16 protein-coding genes and 3 tRNA genes are annotated in these 17,312 nt (G+C 66.3%); 16 read left to right on the top strand and 3 right to left on the bottom strand.

Annotated features, from left to right (window positions below; translation table 11 throughout):
* The first annotated feature begins 136 nt into the window (after window positions 1-136).
* The gene (osmY, locus tag DWG20_RS01875; RefSeq protein WP_115432160.1) at window positions 137-727 is read left to right on the top strand and encodes a molecular chaperone OsmY; all 591 of its coding nucleotides are present in this window, start codon (window positions 137-139) and stop codon (window positions 725-727) included.
* Window positions 728-792: 65 nt separating this feature from the next.
* Here the strand turns inward: osmY and DWG20_RS16055 are convergent, their stop codons facing one another.
* Both DWG20_RS16055 and mfd read right to left on the bottom strand, forming a co-directional pair.
* Complete coding sequence (locus tag DWG20_RS16055; RefSeq protein WP_181880951.1) at window positions 793-960, bottom strand: hypothetical protein; 168 nt, start codon at window positions 958-960, stop codon at window positions 793-795.
* A gap of 73 nt (window positions 961-1,033) precedes the next feature.
* On the bottom strand, window positions 1,034-4,435 hold the full coding sequence (gene mfd, locus DWG20_RS01870) for a transcription-repair coupling factor (protein ID WP_115432159.1): 3,402 nt from the start codon (window positions 4,433-4,435) through the stop codon (window positions 1,034-1,036).
* 196 nt (window positions 4,436-4,631) lie between these two features.
* On the opposite strand from mfd, the gene DWG20_RS01865 reads away from it, so the two are divergent.
* From DWG20_RS01865 to rplI, 10 genes are all read left to right on the top strand, one after another.
* The gene (locus DWG20_RS01865; protein WP_245944752.1) at window positions 4,632-7,907 is read left to right on the top strand and encodes an EAL domain-containing protein; all 3,276 of its coding nucleotides are present in this window, start codon (window positions 4,632-4,634) and stop codon (window positions 7,905-7,907) included.
* 72 nt (window positions 7,908-7,979) lie between these two features.
* Window positions 7,980-8,732 carry a 23S rRNA (guanosine(2251)-2'-O)-methyltransferase RlmB gene (gene rlmB / locus DWG20_RS01860; protein ID WP_181880950.1) on the top strand — a complete coding sequence of 251 codons (753 nt, stop codon included), beginning with the start codon at window positions 7,980-7,982 and terminating at the stop codon, window positions 8,730-8,732.
* Window positions 8,733-8,885: 153 nt separating this feature from the next.
* Complete coding sequence (locus DWG20_RS01855) at window positions 8,886-10,391, top strand: multicopper oxidase family protein (protein WP_115432157.1); 1,506 nt, start codon at window positions 8,886-8,888, stop codon at window positions 10,389-10,391.
* 45 nt (window positions 10,392-10,436) lie between these two features.
* Window positions 10,437-10,742 (top strand): metal-sensitive transcriptional regulator, encoded by a 306-nt coding sequence (locus tag DWG20_RS01850; protein WP_115432156.1) that lies wholly within the window; start codon window positions 10,437-10,439, stop codon window positions 10,740-10,742.
* A gap of 11 nt (window positions 10,743-10,753) precedes the next feature.
* Window positions 10,754-11,059 (top strand): hypothetical protein, encoded by a 306-nt coding sequence (locus DWG20_RS01845; RefSeq protein WP_115432155.1) that lies wholly within the window; start codon window positions 10,754-10,756, stop codon window positions 11,057-11,059.
* A gap of 88 nt (window positions 11,060-11,147) precedes the next feature.
* Complete coding sequence (locus DWG20_RS01840) at window positions 11,148-11,357, top strand: heavy-metal-associated domain-containing protein (protein ID WP_115432154.1); 210 nt, start codon at window positions 11,148-11,150, stop codon at window positions 11,355-11,357.
* Window positions 11,358-11,532: 175 nt separating this feature from the next.
* Window positions 11,533-11,916: a 30S ribosomal protein S6 gene (rpsF, locus tag DWG20_RS01835; protein WP_115432153.1), complete on the top strand. Its 384-nt coding sequence runs from the start codon at window positions 11,533-11,535 to the stop codon at window positions 11,914-11,916.
* Window positions 11,917-11,924: 8 nt separating this feature from the next.
* The gene (gene priB / locus DWG20_RS01830) at window positions 11,925-12,224 is read left to right on the top strand and encodes a primosomal replication protein N (protein ID WP_115432152.1); all 300 of its coding nucleotides are present in this window, start codon (window positions 11,925-11,927) and stop codon (window positions 12,222-12,224) included.
* 5 nt (window positions 12,225-12,229) lie between these two features.
* The gene (gene rpsR / locus DWG20_RS01825) at window positions 12,230-12,457 is read left to right on the top strand and encodes a 30S ribosomal protein S18 (RefSeq protein WP_115432151.1); all 228 of its coding nucleotides are present in this window, start codon (window positions 12,230-12,232) and stop codon (window positions 12,455-12,457) included.
* A gap of 16 nt (window positions 12,458-12,473) precedes the next feature.
* On the top strand, window positions 12,474-12,923 hold the full coding sequence (rplI, locus tag DWG20_RS01820) for a 50S ribosomal protein L9 (protein WP_115432150.1): 450 nt from the start codon (window positions 12,474-12,476) through the stop codon (window positions 12,921-12,923).
* 98 nt (window positions 12,924-13,021) lie between these two features.
* Here the strand turns inward: rplI and DWG20_RS01815 are convergent, their stop codons facing one another.
* Window positions 13,022-14,389: an MFS transporter gene (locus tag DWG20_RS01815; RefSeq protein ID WP_181880949.1), complete on the bottom strand. Its 1,368-nt coding sequence runs from the start codon at window positions 14,387-14,389 to the stop codon at window positions 13,022-13,024.
* Window positions 14,390-14,614: 225 nt separating this feature from the next.
* Here DWG20_RS01815 and fdhD point away from each other — a divergent pair, with 225 nt between their 5' ends.
* The 5 genes from fdhD to DWG20_RS01790 all read left to right on the top strand — a co-directional run bounded on the left by fdhD (window position 14,615) and on the right by DWG20_RS01790 (window position 17,118).
* Window positions 14,615-15,442 carry a formate dehydrogenase accessory sulfurtransferase FdhD gene (gene fdhD, locus DWG20_RS01810; RefSeq protein WP_115432148.1) on the top strand — a complete coding sequence of 276 codons (828 nt, stop codon included), beginning with the start codon at window positions 14,615-14,617 and terminating at the stop codon, window positions 15,440-15,442.
* Between the two features lie 144 nt (window positions 15,443-15,586).
* Window positions 15,587-16,813 carry an aspartate kinase gene (locus tag DWG20_RS01805; protein ID WP_115432147.1) on the top strand — a complete coding sequence of 409 codons (1,227 nt, stop codon included), beginning with the start codon at window positions 15,587-15,589 and terminating at the stop codon, window positions 16,811-16,813.
* Between the two features lie 48 nt (window positions 16,814-16,861).
* Window positions 16,862-16,955: transfer RNA gene (locus tag DWG20_RS01800), tRNA-Ser, on the top strand.
* Window positions 16,956-16,962: 7 nt separating this feature from the next.
* Window positions 16,963-17,039: transfer RNA gene (locus tag DWG20_RS01795), tRNA-Arg, on the top strand.
* Window positions 17,040-17,043: 4 nt separating this feature from the next.
* Window positions 17,044-17,118 (top strand) — tRNA-Glu (locus DWG20_RS01790).
* Window positions 17,119-17,312: the final 194 nt, after the last annotated feature.

The following is a 17,312-nucleotide window of genomic DNA, read 5'->3' as shown; positions in this document are numbered from 1 at the left end:
CGGCGGGGAACCGGCGTCCATGACGAGAGAGTCGTTAACAGATCGACAAGGTTCGCAAATTGAACCTTACGGGGGCGTCGCACGATACTGGCCGTGCCAACGCGGCAATGCCCGAAACACAGAGAAAGGACGTCTCATGAGCTATCCGATCACCCGCAAGGCCAAACCCTGCATCGTCGCTTTCACTCTGCTGCTGAGCGGGACGGCACTGGCGCAGAACCCCACCTTGCTGCAGGTGGAGAGCAAGGTCGAGATGGCGGTGCAAGGCGCAGGCGCCTACGCCGACGACGCGGCGATCACCGCCAAGGTGAAGGCGGCGCTCGTGGCCGACAAGGCGGTGAAAGGCACCGGCATCTCGGTCGAGACCAAAGACAACGTCGTGCAGCTGTCCGGTTTCGTCGACAGCCAGAAACAGGCGTGGCGTGCCGCCGAAGTCGCCGCCCGCGTAGAAGGCGTGCACGCGGTGATGAACGACCTGCACCTGAAGGCGAAGAAAGGGCAGAGCGCCGGCGAATACCTGTCCGACGCGGCGATCACCAGCAAGGTGAAGGCCGGCCTCCTGGCCGACCAGGGGCTGAAGTCCACCGCCATCAGCGTCAAGACCGACAATGGCCGCGTGCAGCTGTCGGGCTTCGTCGCGAACCAGGACCAGGCCAAGCGCGCCGAGGCGATTGTCAAGAATGTGAAGAACGTGAAGGCGGTCAAGAACGACCTGCACGTGCAGTAAGCGCGGTGCTTTCCCAAAAAGCTCGGCCAACCTTCGGAAGGTTGGCCGAGCTTTTTGGGCGCGCGTCAGCGCGCCTCGCCCGATGCCTTAAGAGTCGATCCGCCCTTCGCGACCTCGGGCGGCGCCGGCGTGATCGCGGGGCCGAGGTCGGCCGCCGGCTGCATGCAGGAGTAGAGCCCCGTGCCGACGGCGCCGGCCAAGAGCGCGAGGACGAACAGGGTGACGGATTTCATGCGGCCCTTCCATCGGCGCGTTTACGTGCGCGTAATCAAAGGGTGGCACAGCGAAGCGAGGAATGCAGCGCGATCAGCCCAGCTCGCGCAGCACTGCCTTCACGCGCGCGATGCGCTCTCCGACGTCGTCGATCTCGACCTCGATCCTCAGCTTGTCTTGTCCGGCGAGCTTGTACTGCTTCTTGCTCTGGATCAGCCCGATGATCTTCATCGGGTCGATCGGCGGGTTCTTCACGAACAGGAACTGCAGCGCCGCCTCGCTCGCGTCGACCTTCTGGATGCCGAGCGGCTTGGCCGCGAGCCTGAGGTGGTGGCTGTCGATCAACGTCTTCACCGGCTGCGGCGGCAGGCCGAAGCGGTCGATCAGCTCCTCGTGCAGCGAGTCGATCTCGCCGGGGCTCTCGCAAGTGGCGAGCCGCTTGTACAGCGTCAGCCGTTCGTGCACGTCCGGGCAGTACGCTTCTGGCAGCAAGGCCGGGCTGTGCAGGTTGATCTCGGTGGTCACGCCGAGCGGCGCGTCGAGGTCCGGCGTCTTGCCCTTCTTCAGGTCGCGTACCGCCTGCTTCAGCATCTCGGTGAACAGCGTGAAGCCGACCTCGTGCATCTCGCCCGACTGGCCCTCGCCGAGCACCTCGCCGGCGCCGCGGATCTCCAGGTCGTGCATCGCGAGGTAAAAGCCCGAGCCCAGTTCCTCGGACAGCTGGATCGCCTCGAGCCGCTTCTGCGCATCCTTCGTGACACCGTCGCTGGTCAGCAGGTAGGCGTAGGCCTGGTGGTGCGAACGGCCGACGCGGCCGCGCAGCTGATGCAACTGGGCGAGGCCGAACTTGTCGGCGCGGTTGATCAATATCGTGTTGGCGTTCGGCACGTCGATGCCGGTCTCGATGATGGTCGAGCAGAGCAAGAGGTTGAAGCGCTGCTGGACGAAGTCGCGCATCACCTGTTCGAGTTCCCGCTCGCGCAGCTGGCCGTGCGCGACGCCAATGCGCGCCTCGGGGACGAGTTCGGCCAGCCTTTCGCGCATGTTCTCGATGGTGTCGACCTCGTTGTGCAGGAAGAACACCTGGCCGCCGCGCTTCAGTTCCCTGAGCACCGCCTCGCGGGTCGTGCCGTCGCGCAAGGGGCTGACGAAGGTCTTGACCGCCAGGCGCCGGGAGGGCGCGGTGGTGATCGCCGAGAAGTCGCGCAAGCCCTCGAGCGCCATCGACAAGGTGCGCGGGATCGGCGTCGCAGTCAGCGTCAGCACGTCGACGTTCGCGCGCAGGCGCTTCAGTTGTTCCTTCTGGCGCACGCCGAAGCGGTGCTCCTCGTCGATGATGACGAGGCCGAGGTTCTTGAACGCGACGTCCGGCTGCACCAGCTTGTGCGTGCCGATCACGATGTCGACCGTTCCTGCTCTTAATCCTTCCAGCGCCGCCTTGGTCTCCTTGCCGCTCTTGAAACGCGACAGCTCGGCGATCTTCACTGGCCAGTCGGCGAAACGATCAGCGAAATTCTGGTAGTGCTGCTCGGCGAGCAGCGTGGTCGGCACCAGCACCGCGACCTGCTTGCCGCCCATGACCGCGACGAAGGCTGCGCGCAAGGCGACCTCGGTCTTGCCGAAGCCGACGTCGCCGCATACCAGGCGGTCCATCGGCTTGCCCGAGGTCATGTCGCCGATCACCGCCTCGATCGCGCCCGCCTGGTCGGGGGTCTCCTCGAAGCCGAAGCCTTCGGCGAACGCCTCATAGTCGTGTTCGCTTAAGGAGAACGCATGGCCTTCGCGCGCGGCGCGCTGAGCGTAGAGGTTCAAGAGTTCGGCCGCGGTGTCGCGCGCCTTCTCGGCGGCGCGTTTCTTCGCCTTCTCCCACGCCGGGTTGCCGAGCTTGTGCAAGGGCGCCTGTTCGGGGCTGCCGCCGGCGTAGCGGGAGATCACGTGCAGCTGGCTGACCGGCACGTAGAGGCGCGCGCCGTCCGCGTATTCAAGCAGCATCAGCTCGGTCTCGCCTTCGCCCAGATCGAGCGTGACGAGGCCCTGGTAGCGGCCGATGCCGTGTTCCTCGTGCACCACCGGGTCGCCGACCTTCACTTCGGCCAGATCCCTCAGCATGGTGTCGGAGCTCGCCTTCGCGCGCGCACGGCGGGTGTGGCTGCGCGCGACGTGCTGGTAGAGCTCGGCCTCGGTGACCACCGCGATGGCGGGGGCTTCGAGCGCGAAGCCCGCGAACAGCGGCGCGACGGTCAGCGCGAAGCGCGCGTCGCCTTGGAGGAAGTCATGCCAGCCCTCTACGAGCGCGGGCCTGAGGCCGTTTTCGCGCAGGAAGCCCGCCAGCGTCTCGCGTCGGCCGAGGCTCTCGGCGCAGATCAGCACGCGCCCGGCGTAGCGTTCGGTGAAGTTCGCCAGCTTGTGCAGCGGCTTGTCGGCGCGCCGCTCGACCGCGAGCTCGGGCAGCGGCAGCACGCCGGCCTCGAGCGCGTCGTCGGCCGGCATCTCCAGCCGCGCGTAGGGCTTCAGGAGCCCCATCAGTTCGTCCGGACGCAGGAACAGCGTCGCCGGCGGCAGAGGCGGGCGCTCGTAGTCGGCGTGCGCCTGCTTGTGGCGTGCGGCGACGTCCTGCCAGAAGGTTTCGGCGGCGGCCAGCACGTCGCGGTGCAGCACCAGCCTCACGTTATCGCCGGCGTAGTCGAACAGCGTCGCGGTCGAATCGAAGAACAGCGGCAGGTAGTACTCGATGCCGGCCGGGAACAGGTTGGCCGAGACCTCCTTGTAGACGCGGCTCTTCGACGGGTCGCCCTCCATGCGTTCCCGGTAATGCTGGCGGAACGTCGTCACGCCGGCCTCGTCGCTAGGGTACTCGCGCGCCGGCAGCAGCCTCACCTCGGGCACCGGGTACAGCGTGCGCTGCGTGTCCGGGTCGAAGGTGCGCAGCGTGTCGATCTCGTCGTCGAACAGGTCGATCCGGTACGGCAGCGCCGAGCCCATCGGGAACAGGTCGATCAGGCCGCCGCGGATCGAGAACTCGCCCGGTACCATCACCTGCGTCACGTGCTGGTAGCCGGCGCCGACCAGGTCTTCGCGCAGCTTGTCGGCGTTAAGCCTTCCCTTGAGCTTCAGGAAGAAGGTGCGGCCGGTCAGGTATTCGACCGGCGCCATGCGCGTCATCGCCGTCGTCACCGGCACCAGCACGACGTCGACCTCGCTTTGGCGGATTTGCCACAAGGTCGCGAGCCGCTCGGACACGAGGTCGGCGTGCGGCGAGAAGTGGTCGTACGGCAGCGTTTCCCAGTCGGGCAAGAGCGCGACGCGTGCATCGGGCGCGAAGAAGGGCAGCTCGGCCTTAAGCCGCTGCGCGCTTTGCGCGTCGGCGGTCAGCACGAGGAGCGGCGTCTTGCCGTCGATCAGCGTGGCGAGAGCGGCGGCGTCGAGTCCGTCGGGCACTAGCCGTAAGCGGGTGCGCTGGCCGGCGACGGGCAGGCGGGGGGACAAATCCAGCATCGGAACTCGTTTTTAGGTGATTTGGCGGGAATTGCACTGCATTATACCGGCTGCGAACCGTAAGACATGGACGACGGTGCGCAAGAAATTTATGCCCTTAGAATAATACGTGGCACCCGCCGGGACAGGCGGGGCGGCGAGACGCCCGCGGCTGAGCGCGGGTGCGTACAAAGGACTGAGCGGGAGCGATCAAGCGGTGAACACAAACAAACCATGGGGAGCCGGCGCCTATCTGGCCGCGTATCTGGCGGCGCTGGTGTTCTGGCCGGCCACGCTCGGGACGGCCTACGCCTCGGCCAACGTCCTGCATACCGATTTCCTGGCGCTGGGCATGCTTGCCTGGGCGGCGCTGCGCCTGCCGTCCAAGCAGGTGACGTTCTGGCCGCTGGCGGCGGGTCTCGCGGCGTTGCCGTTCTGGCCGGCCGAGGACGCCCAGCTGATCGTGCTGACCGGCTTGGCGACCGTCGCCGGACTGCACGTGGCGCGCATCCGGCGCGGCCGGCCATGGTTCGAGTCGCCGCGCGCGCTGGTCAGGCTGATCGCGCGGCTGGCGATGTACCCGGCGACGCTGGTCGCGCTCTTGCTCGGCCTGTTCGCGCTGCCGTACGCCGACGCGGGCGAGGTGCTGCTGCGTTCGGTGCTGGTGTGGGGCTCGGCCGGCCTGGCGGTGACGGTCTTCGTCGCGCTCGGCCTCGCGCGGCTGCCGTCGAGGCGGCTGCGCGCCGAACTCGTGCTGCTCGGACTGTTGATGGCGGCATTGTGGGCGGCGCTGAAGGCCGGCGGGCACAGTTTCTCGCTGCCGATGCCGGTGCTGCTGTTCCCGGTGGTGTTGTGGGGCGCGTTCCGCGCCGGCGTGATGGGCGCCGCCGCCTTGAGCCTGTTGGCGATCATGCTGCCCGACGTCAGGCTGGTGGTCGATAGCGCCACGCCGGCGTTCGAACACCACGTGACGTCGCTCGCGCTCAACCTCGCGTTCACCGCAGCCGCGCTGATCGTCGCGGTGCTGGTAGAGGGTTTCCAGCGCAGCGAGGCGGTGCTGCAGGAGTTCCGCGCGCGCTTCGAGTCGCTGCTCGACCACAGCCCGAACATCATGACGATGCAGTCGCTCGACGGGCGCTTCCTGATGGTCAACCGCGCGTTCGCGCAGCTTTTCGGCTTCAGCCCCAACCAGGTCGTCGGCAAGACGGTAGACGAGCTCTTGCTGTCGCACGAGGCAGGCCGCGTGCGCGAGCACGACGCGCAGGTGATCAACTGCCTCGAGCCGCGCCAATTCGAAGAAATGTTCACCGTCGGCGGTGTGCCGTGCGTGATGCTGACCACGCGCTTTCCGCTGTTCGACGCCGACGGGCATCTGGCCGGCCTGGGCACCATCGCGACCGACGTGTCCGACACCAAGGCCGAAGAGCAGGCGCGCCGCGAGGCCGAGGAGAAGTACCGCGCGCTCGTCGAGCAGTCGCTGGTCGGCATCTTCATCCTGCAGGACGAGCGCCTCGTGTACGCCAACCCCAAGTTGGCCGAGATGCTCGGCTACCCGGTGAGCGAACTCGAGAACCTGCCGATCGCGCGGCTGATCGGCCCGTTCGAACTGGAACAGCTGAAAAGGCGCGACCCGCGCCGCGTGCGCAATTATGGTGGCAAGCTCTTGGCCAGCTGCCGCGCGATCCGCCGCGACGGCAGCCTGGTCGACGTCGAGATGCACAGCCGCCGCTTCGAGTTCTGCGGAAGGCGCGCGACGATCGGCGTGGTCGTCGACGTGTCCGACCGCGTCTCCGCCGACGCCGAGCTGCAGCTGGCGGCCAAGGTGTTCGAGAACTCGGCCGAGGGCATCCTGATCACCGACGCCGACGCCAACATCATCGCGGTGAATTCGGCTTTCACGCGCATCACCGGCTTTACGCAGGACGAGGCGCTCGGCCGCGTGTCGCGCATGTTCCGCGACTGGGGCAGCGAGCAGGACATCGCGATGCTGCACGACCTGCAGACCATCGGCCACTGGCACGGCGAGATGCTCGACCGCAAGAAAAACGGCGAACGCTACCCGACCGAGCTGTCGATCTCGACGGTGCGCGACCCGCAGGGCCTGTTGACCCACTTCGTCGGCGTGTTCTCCGATATCACCGCGCGCAAGCAGTCCGAAGACCGGCTGCAGTTCCTCGCGACGCACGACCCGCTGACCGGCCTGCCCAACCGCGCCGGCCTGATCGCGCGCGTCGACGAGGCGATCTTCCGCGCCGCCGCCGGCGCCGAAGGGCCGGCGCTGATGTTCATCGACCTCGACCGCTTTAAGCTGATCAACGATTCGTTCGGCCACCAGGCCGGCGACGAGACGCTGCGCGAGACGACCGCGCGCCTGATCCGCGTCACCGAGAAGCGCGGCTTTCTCGCGCGGCTCGGCGGCGACGAATTCACGCTCTTGGTCGAGGGCGAGCACAAGCAGGCGATGCTCGCTTCGTTGGCCGAGGAAATCATCGCGACGCTGTCCCAGCCGCTGATGATCCAGACGCACGAGGTGTTCGTCACCGGCAGCATCGGCATCAGCGTGTTCCCGAACGACGGCACCGACGCGCAGACGCTGTTGAAGAACGCCGACGTCGCGATGTACCGCGCGAAAGAGGCCGGCAAGAACACCTACCAGTTCTTCGCCGCCGACATGAACAGCCAGACCTTCGAGCGGCTGCTGATGGAGAACGGCCTGAGGATGGCGCTCGAGCGCGACGAGTTCGAGCTGCACTACCAGCCGCTGCTCGACGCGCAGACGCACGCGATCGCCGCGGTCGAGGTGCTGATCCGCTGGCGTCACCCGCAGCTCGGCCTGGTGCCGCCGAACCGCTTCATTCCGCTGGCCGAGGAGACCGGGCTGATCCGCAACATCGGCCACTGGGTGCTCGCTTCGGCGTGCCGCCAGCTGACCGCGTGGGACCGCGCCGGGCTCAGGGTGCCGCGCGTCGCGGTCAACCTGTCGACGCGCCAGTTCGAGCACGCGGCGCTGGTGCAGCAGGTGCGCGAGGCGCTGATGTCGGCCGAGCTGTCGGCCGACCGGCTGGAGCTCGAGATCACCGAGAGCACGCTGATGAAGAACCCGGTCGAGGCGGTCGCCTTCCTCTACGAACTGAAGGGGCTCGGCGTGAAGCTCGCGATCGACGACTTCGGCACCGGTTACTCGTCGCTGTCCTACCTGATGCGCTTCCCGCTCGACACGCTGAAGATCGACCGCTCCTTCGTCGACGGCCTGCCCGAGGACGACGACAGCCTGACCATCATCGAGGCCATCCTCGCGATGGCGAGAAAACGCGGCTTCGAGGTCGTCGCCGAGGGCGTCGAGACCGAGGCGCAGAGCGGCTTCCTCAGCCGCAAGGGCTGCTCGCTGCTGCAGGGCTATCTGTTCTGCAAGCCGATGCCGGCCAAAGACTTCGAACGCTTCGCGCGCGACTGGCAGGGCAGTGCCCGGCGCGAGCCCTTGATGCTGGCCTGAGGCTCGGCCAACGTCGGCCGGGCCTCGCCTTACGCTACAATGGCGGCCTTTCTTTTTCCCGGAGTGCGCGTCGTGAGCAACAAACGGCTGATCCATGGTTTTCACGCGGTCAACGCGCGTCTGTGGCAAAACCCCAAGAGCCTGGTCGAGGTCTATCTGGCGCGCGGCAGGGAAGACGCGCGCGTGCGCGCGGTGCTCGAGAAGGTCGACGCCGAGTCGGTGAAGCTGGTGATGGTCGAGCCCGAGCGGCTAGACGCGATGACCGGCAAGGCGCGCCACCAGGGCGTCGCCGCGGTGATCGACGCGTCCAAGAGCTACGTGTCGCTCGACGACGTGCTCGAGCATCTGTCCGAGCCGCCGCTCTTGCTGATCCTCGACGGCGTGACCGACCCGCACAACCTCGGCGCCTGCCTGCGCGTCGCCGACGCGATGGGCGCACACGCGGTGATCGCGCCCAAGGACCGCTCGGCGGGCCTCAACGCGACCGTGTCGAAGGTCGCCTGCGGTGCCGCCGAAGTCGTCCCCTACATCACCGTCACCAACCTCGCGCGCACCTTGCGCGACCTGAAGGACCAGGGGGTGTGGATCGCCGGCACCGAGATGGAAGCCGACACCGACCTGTTCCACGTCGACGCGGCCGGCCCGCTGGCGTGGGTGATGGGCTCGGAAGGCGAGGGCATGCGCCGCCTGACCCGCGAGCACTGCGACGTGTTGGTGGCTATCCCGATGTTCGGCACGGTAGAGAGCCTCAACGTGTCGGTGTCGTCCGGCATGGTGCTCGCCGAGAGCCGCCGTCAGCGCGTGCGCGCCGGCGAGGCGGGCTGACGGCCACCTCGGCCAACCTTGTCGTTCCGCAAACCGCCCGGTCGATCGCGACCGGGCGGTTTTTTTTTTGGTGGAACCGGCGGCAATGGCGCCGGTCTTCTCTTATACCCTTGTAGGGTATATAGTGAAACCAATCTCCAGACCGGATCACGTATGCAACGCCGCCGCTTTCTTCACGCCGCCTTCCTGATGTCCGCCATGCCGTGGTTTGCCCGCGCCGCCACCGACCTCGCGCACATCGATCATGCGTCCATGGGCCACGGTCCGGCCGCCGACCCGCACGCCGGCATGGACCACGCCGCGATGGGGCAGGCCGCGCCCGCCGTCGCGCTGCCCGAGGGCTTGCCTCTGCCGAGTCTGACCCCGCTACCGAATCGTGCAGCGGTATCCGGCCGTTTCGCAGGCGAACTCGTCGCCGCGCCGGTCTTGAAAGGGTTGGCCGAGGACGGCAAGCCGACCGAGGTCTGGGCGTACAACGGCAGCCTGCCCGGCCCGCTGATCGAGGCGTACGAGGGCGACACGGTAGAGATCGCGTTCACCAACCGGCTGCCGCAGCCGACCACCGTACACTGGCACGGGATGCCGGTGCCGGCCGACCAGGACGGCAACCCGATGCATCCGGTGCAGCCCGGCGAGACACGCCACTATCGCTTCGTCCTGCCCGAAGGCTCGGGCGGCAGCTACTGGTACCACCCGCACCCGCACGGTCACACCGCCGAACAGGTGTTCCGCGGCCTGGCCGGCGTGTTCCTGGTCAAAAGTCGCCACGATCCGCTCGCGCATCTGCGCGATATTCCGCTCGTGCTGTCCGACCTGCGCCTCGACGCTAACGCCGCGATTCCCGCCAACACAAAGGCCGACTGGATGGACGGCCGCGAGGGCGACTATGTGCTGGTCAACGGCGCGCTGAAGCCGGTGCTTGCGCTGGGCGAGAACGAGCGCGTGCGCTTGCGCGTCTACAACGCGACCAGCGCACGCGTGCTGCGGCTCGCCTTGCCAGGGTTCGAGGTGTGGCGCGTCGGCAGCGACGGCGGGTTGATCGAGGCGCCGCGCCGCGAGGCCGAAGTGCTGCTGTCGCCGGGCGAACGTGCCGAGCTCGTCATCACCGGCGCTGCGAAAGCGGGACGGCTGGTCGCGCTGCCGTACCAGCGCGGCAAGATGATGAGCGCCGAGACGAACGAGGCGTTGACGCTCGCGACGGTCGCACCGGGGCCGCGCGTCGCCAGTGTGCCCTTGCCCAAACGCCTGCGCCGCATAGCCGCGCTGCCGTCGCCCAAGGTGAAGCGCCGCGTCGTGCTCGAGGAAAACATGGCCGACCCTGAGGCGATGTTCACGATCAACGGCAAGACCTTCGACATGAACCGCGCCGACTTCGTCGGCCGCGTCGGCGAGGTCGAGGAATGGGAGGTCGTCAACCGCGCCGACATGGACCATCCGTTCCACCTGCACGGCACGCAGTTCCAGGTCGTCGCGCGCCACGACGGCCGCGGCTGGAAGACCGAACCCTACCGCGCGTGGCGCGACGTCGTGAGCTTGCCGGCCAGCCACGCGGTGAAGCTGCGTTTCCGGCAGGATCAGCCCGGCATGCGCATGTTCCATTGCCACATCCTCGAGCACGAGGACCAGGGCATGATGGGTCAGATCGATGTGCGCGCCTGACGGGCCGGCAATCGGGCACAGGCTAACATTGTGAAAGGAAGCACCATGGGCGAGTGTTGCCACGAGCCGGAAGGGAGCGACAAGAGTGTCGTCCAGCCCGATAAGGACGCGCTCCTCAAGCGCCTGTCGCGCATCGAGGGGCAGGTGCGCGGTATCGGCGGCATGATCGAGTCCGATCGCTACTGCGTCGACGTGCTGACGCAGATCGCCGCCGCCAAGTCGGCGCTCGACGCGGTCGCGCTACAGCTTCTGGAAAACCACGTCAAGGGCTGCGTCACGCAGGCGATCGTCGACGGCGACGCCGCGGCGCGCATCGACGAGCTGATCGCCGTGGTGCGCAAGATTCGTTAAAGGAGACCGCCATGAAAGCGCTGGCCGCGGTCGCGTTGGCTCTGGGAAGCGCCCAGGCCGGCGCTGCGCCGATTCCGTTCGAGAAGTACATCAAGCTCTTCACCGGCATGCAGGAAGCCGAGGTGGTCGACATCGCCGGCCCGCCCGACTACCGAAGCGAAGGCCCGGAAACGATGACGCGCCGCCCCGACGGCAGCAAGATCTACAGCCGGCGCTACACGCTGACCTGGCGCGCCGGCGGCTCGACGCCGTACACGACCTATATCGTGATCCGCGACGGCGTCGTCGACGATATCCGCCGCGACAAGAAATTCTGACCTCGGGCCAAGCTTGGCCGAGTTCGTCCGAGGGGGCGGCCGCGCGCGGTCCGGCCCCGTGCTTTCGATAGGGGTTTGAGGAGACGACATGGAAAAAGTAGTGCTCAACGTCGCCGGCATGAGCTGTGGCGGCTGCGCCGACAGTGTGAAGGCCGCGCTTCTGGCGCTGCCCGGGGTGCGCTCGGTCGAAGTGGGCCTGGCAGAAGGCCGCGTCATCGTCGAGCGCGACGCCGGGCAGCCTGCGATCGAGGCGTTGGCCGAGGCGGTCAGCGACGCCGGTTTCGACGTGATCGGCTGAAGAAGGCGTCCGGCGCGGCCGGGCAGCGGTGCGAATGCCACAGCCCGCGCGGCGCGCCGTCCGGAAAACGGCGCCGCCGTTTGCCCGCGCCGCCGTTTTTGCGTAGAATGCTGCGGTTTCAACCCTTGCCTTTCGCAGCGCATGGCGAAAGGCTTTACAGCCAAAAGGAGTCCCCATGCGGCATTACGAGATCGTATTCATCGTCCATCCGGACCAGAGCGAGCAAGTGTCGGCCATGATCGAGCGCTACAAGGGTATGGTGCTCGGCCAGGAAGGCAAAATCCACCGTCTGGAAGACTGGGGCCGCCGTCAACTGGCTTACCCGATCCAGAAGCTGCACAAGGCTCACTACGTTCTGATGAACGTCGAGTGCACCCCGGACACCGTGGAAGAAATCGAGCACGCCTTCAAGTTCAACGACGCCGTGCTGCGCCACCTGACCATCAAGCTGGACCGCGCCGTGGCCGAAGCGTCGCCGATGATGAAGGACGAGAAGGCCAAGAACCTGCTCGACCCGCAGCCGGCCGCCGCAGGTAACGAGGCCGAAGCCGCCGCCTAAGGCAGGTTTTGCTCAATCGTCTGCAACTGACCGCCACGGTCGAGCGCGAAGCCGAACTGCGCTACACCCCCGCCGGCCTGCCGGTGCTGGAGATGTGGCTCAAACACCAGTCCCGGCAACGCGAAGCGAATCTGGAACGCGACGTCGCCTGTGAAATCCAGGCGGTGCTGATCGGCAAGCAAGCCCCCCAATGGGGCGGCAAACTCGCCGGACAACAGGTCGCAGTGAGCGGATTCCTCGCCCAGCGCAGCCTGCGCAACCCGCGGTTGGTTCTGCACATCGAACACGTTGAATTCGTAAAAGGTTAAGAGAAATGGCTCGTCAACTCTTCAAGCGCAAGAAGTTCTGCCGCTTCACGGCAGAAGGCATCAAGGAAGTCGATTACAAAGCCACCGAGCTGCTGAAAGACTTCATCGCCGAAAACGGCAAGATCATTCCGGCCCGCATCACCGGCACCAAAGCCCGCTTCCAGCGTCAGCTGTCGACCGCGATCAAACGCGCTCGCTTCCTGGCCCTGATGCCGTACACCGACCAGCACTAAGCCAGGAGACCACAAGATGCAAATCATTCTGCTCGAAAAAGTGGCCAACCTGGGCCAACTGGGCGACAAGGTGACCGTGAAGAACGGCTACGCCCGTAACTACCTGATCCCGCAAGGCAAAGCCAAGCGCGCGAACGCCGCCAACTTGGCCGCGTTTGAAGCGAGCCGCGCCGAACTGGAAGCCAAACAGGCCGAGATCCTGGTCGACGCGCAAGCGCGTGCCGGCAAGCTCGAAGGCGCCGTGATCACCATCGCACAGAAGGCCGGCGTCGACGGCCGTCTGTTCGGCTCGGTGACCAACGCCGACATCGCCGCCGCCATCGTGGCGACCGGTGTCGCAGTGACGCGTGCCGAAGTCCGCCTGCCGAACGGTCCGTTCAAGACCACCGGCGAGTTCGACCTCGAAATCGCGCTGCACCACGACGTCGTCGTGCCGGTGAAGGTCCTGGTGACCCCGGAAGCCTAATCGCTCCCGATCGCCATACCGCAAAAAGCCGACAGCCTAGCTGTCGGCTTTTTTGTTTTCCGTTACCCGTCTGCCGGGGCTCGGCCAGGCCGAGCCCTTCACTCGATCGTCTTCTGCCGCTCTATCATCCACAGGAACAGCGCGCAGATCAGCGCGAGCCACAGGAACTGGCGCTGCGTCGCCTCCAGCAGCGTCATGCCGACCGACAGCCGCTTGTCGATCGCGAGCGCGGCGACGCTGATCGCGAGGCTCGCCGCGACCTTGCCCATGATCAGCCGCGTGCGGTAGCCGTGACTGTAGAAGCTGCCGGCCATATTGCGGAACATCTTGATCGACAGCGGGATGATCACGAAGGCGGCAAAGCACGACTGCAGCACGATGGGCAACGCGTACAGCCAGCGTGGCTCGGCAGGCAGGAAGGCAAGCAACAGGCAGCCGCCGCCCATCGCCGCGACGCCGCCCATCATCCAGCCCTTGAGCTTGCCGGCCGGATCGCTCTGCTTCTGGAACAACCAGTAGCTCGCGTAGGCCGACAGGTTGAACAGCGTCAGCAAGCCGCCGACCGCCCACCATGACATCCCGAGCCCGCGGCCCAATAGCGGCGCCGCGTACTGGAACTCGACGATCACCAGATAGAACATGAAGCTGAGCAGGCCGCCGACGACGAACGGGCGGTCGTTCAGCACGCGCGGGTCCAGCCACGGCTGCGGATTGCGCCGTTCGCCGAGGAAGAAGAAGGTCAGCCCGAGCACGGCCAGCAGCGGGAACAGGAACAGCAGCTCGTGCGCGTTGACGTCGAGCCAGCGAAAGCCCTGCAGCAGCATCTCGAGCGCGACGATCGCCACCGCGAACGACAGCGCCGCCGCCGGCGAGTGGCTGACGTCGGCGTCGGGCAAGGTCGACGCCTTCGGCAGAGCGCGCCAGGCGGACAGCCACAGCAGCGCGCCCAGCAGCGCCATCTCGCCGAACAGCGCGCGCCAGCCCAACCATTCGGTCAGCCCGGCGGTCGCCAGCGGCGCGAACACCGGCACCAAGAGGATGCCGTGCGACATCCACATGATGCCGGCAAGCCGCTTCTCGGGCGGCAGGAACAGGTTGCACATCAGCCGCGACGACAGGAACAGGCCGCCGCCGCCGAGGCCCTGCAGGAAGCGCGCGACGCAGAACACGAGCAGCTGCGTGCTCGCCGCGCAGGCAATAGACGCGCCGACGTAGACCGCGGTCGATACCAACAGGTAGCGGCGGTAGCCGAAGCGGCCGGTCACCCACTGGTGTTTGAAGATCGCGACGATGCAGGCGAAGGTGTAGACGGTCGACGCGAGCGCGAATTCGGCCGGCGTGAGCCCGAGGCCGGCGCTCAGCACGTGGGCGCCGAAGGCGTAGGCCTGCACGCCGAAGAACTCGACGCCGGCGCACAAGAGGATCAGCGGGTAGAGCCGGCCGCGCGGGGAGCTGTTTTCGCTCATGGCGGCCACGCTGCGCGACGAGGACTCGGGCGATGGGCGGGGGATGGGCATCATGCGACAAGCTTGGCCGAGCTTCGGGGGCTAGGCAAGCCACCGGCATGGTGCATTTGCAGGCGACACCGCGCGCATATAGCCCGCCGCGCGAGCCGGTATGACGATCCGCCATTGCCCTCGCCGTGCAAAGCCGCCCAGAATGACGGGTTTCCGCCTTTCACGAGCCGCGCCATGTCTCCGCAAAATCCCGCCCCCGATGCGTCGCCGTCCTTAGATGCGTTCTCCACGCACGCCGTGTGGCGTAGCGACGACGAGTCCCCCGGCGACGACAGCCTGATCGAGGAGGTGCCGGTCGCGCTCGTCTACAACGGCATCGCTCACGCGGTGATGATGGCGACGCCGATAGACCTCGAAGACTTCGCGCTCGGCTTTTCGCTGTCCGAAGGTATCGCTGCGGGCTCGGCCAACCTTTACGACGTCGAGATAGTGCGGGTGGAGGAGGGGATAGAGTTGCGCATCGAACTGGCGGCGGCCGATTTCGCCGCGCTCAAGACACGCCGCCGGCAGCTGGCCGGGCGCACCGGCTGCGGGCTGTGCGGCGTGGAGAGCCTGGCGCAGGCGGCGCGGCCGCTGCCTGCGCTGCCGTTCACGCAGGCGCTGGAATCTGCCGCGCTGCAGGCGGCGCTGATGCATCTGCAAGACGCGCAGCCGCTGACCACCGCGACCGGCGCCGCGCATGCCGCCGCCTGGCTGAGGCCCGACGGTACGCTCGCCGCGGTGTTCGAGGACGTCGGCCGCCACGTCGCTCTCGACAAGCTGATCGGCTGGCGCGCGAGGGTCGGGGCCGAGCCGGGCGCGGCGCTCGTCACCAGCCGCTCGAGCTACGAGATGGCGCACAAGGCGGCAAGCGCCGGCATCGAGATCCTCGCCGCGGTGTCGGCGCCGACCGCGCTGGCGGTGCGGCTCGCGACGTCGTTGAACCTCACGCTCGCCGGCTTCGTGCGGCCCGGTCGCGCCAACGTCTACACCCATCCCGAACGCCTGTTTTCCGCGCGCTGAACCGCGCATCCGTCATGACGCAGGGCTCGGCCAGCGTCGCCATGACGGATGCGCGTTTTGTCTGGCGCAATCCCTCCTTGCTTTTCCGGCAAGGATGGGGTCAGAATCCTTGTTCGACATTTTTCACGATTGCAAGAAGCAAGCATGGCACTCATCGTACAAAAATACGGCGGCACGTCCATGGGCACCACGGAGCGCATCAAGAACGTGGCCCGGCGCATCGCCAAATGGAAAGCGCAGGGGCACGACGTGGTGGTGGCCGTTTCCGCCATGAGCGGCGAAACCAACCGCCTGATCGCGCTGGCGCGCGAGATCCAGGACTATCCCGATCCGCGCGAGCTGGACGTCATCATCTCCACCGGCGAACAGGTCACCATCGGCCTGTTGGCGATGGCGCTGAAGGAAATCGGCGTCGACGCCAAGAGCTACACCGGCTGGCAGGTGAAGGTCGCGACCGACTCGTCGTTCAACAAGGCGCGCATCCAGAGCATCGACGAAGAAGCGCTGCGCGCCGACCTCGCCGAAGGCCGCGTCGTCATCGTCGCCGGCTTCCAGGGCATCGACGAGGCGAACAACATCACCACCCTCGGCCGCGGCGGCTCGGACACCTCGGCCGTGGCGCTCGCCGCCGCGCTGAAGGCCGACGAATGCCAGATCTACACCGACGTGGACGGCGTCTACACCACCGACCCGCGCGTGGTGCCGGAAGCCCGCCGCCTGAAGACCATCACCTTCGAGGAGATGATCGAGATGGCGAGCCTGGGCTCCAAGGTGCTGCAGATCCGTTCGGTGGAGTTCGCCGGCAAGTACAAGGTGCGCCTGCGCGTGCTCTCCAGTTTCGAGGAAGAGGGCGAAGGTACGCTGATCACGTTCGAGGAAGATGAAAACATGGAAAAAGCCGTCGTCGCCGGCATCGCGTTTGACCGCAACGAAGCCCGTATCAACGTAAAAGGCGTGCCGGACCGTCCGGGCATCGCGTACCAGATCCTCGGCCCGATCGCCGACGCGAACATCGAAGTCGACATGATCATCCAGAACGTCGGCGATCAGGGCACCACCGACTTCTCGTTCACCGTACCGCGCGGCGAAGCGAACCGCGCGCTGACGATCCTGCGCGAGATGCAGACCCACGTCGGCGCCGCCAAGATCGAATCGGACGACAAGATCGCCAAGATCTCGATCGTCGGCGTCGGTATGCGCTCGCACACCGGCATCGCGTCGACGATGTTCCGCACCCTGGCCGAAGAGGGCATCAACATCCAGATGATCTCGACCTCCGAGATCAAGGTGTCGGTGCTGATCGACGAGAAATACCTGGAACTGGCCGTTCGCGTGCTGCACAAGGCATTCGGCCTCGATCAGGCTGTTTGAAGCGCTTGACATGAGGCGCTTTGCTATTTAAGATTGCGCCTCTGTTGCGGAGAAATGGCCGAGTGGTCGAAGGCACTTCCCTGCTAAGGAAGCATACGGGCTTAAACCTGTATCGAGGGTTCGAATCCCTCTTTCTCCGCCACAACAGTGCACCCGTAGCTCAGTTGGATAGAGTATCTGGCTACGAACCAGAGGGTCGGGCGTTCGAATCGCTCCGGGTGCACCACCCAGTCCCTATAGTTTAGCGGTTAGAACACCGCCCTTTCACGGCGGTAGCCGGGGTTCGATTCCCCGTGGGGACGCCAGTTAAACCAGCGAGTTAGACATCACCCGTAAAACTCGTCGGTAGGTAATACGCAAAAAGCGCTCAAGTCTTCTTGAGCGCTTTTTTGTTTCTAGCCCTCTCCCATTCTCTACGCCCCGCTTTTCAGCAAGCCTCGCTCCCCACTCAATTAAGTATATCTGCATATTACACAATCTATGGCTATGTGATATTTTG

The organism is Crenobacter cavernae (genome assembly GCF_003355495.1).
GTDB lineage: Bacteria > Pseudomonadota > Gammaproteobacteria > Burkholderiales > Chromobacteriaceae > Crenobacter > Crenobacter cavernae.
This window is presented reverse-complemented; position numbering and strand designations above follow the sequence as displayed.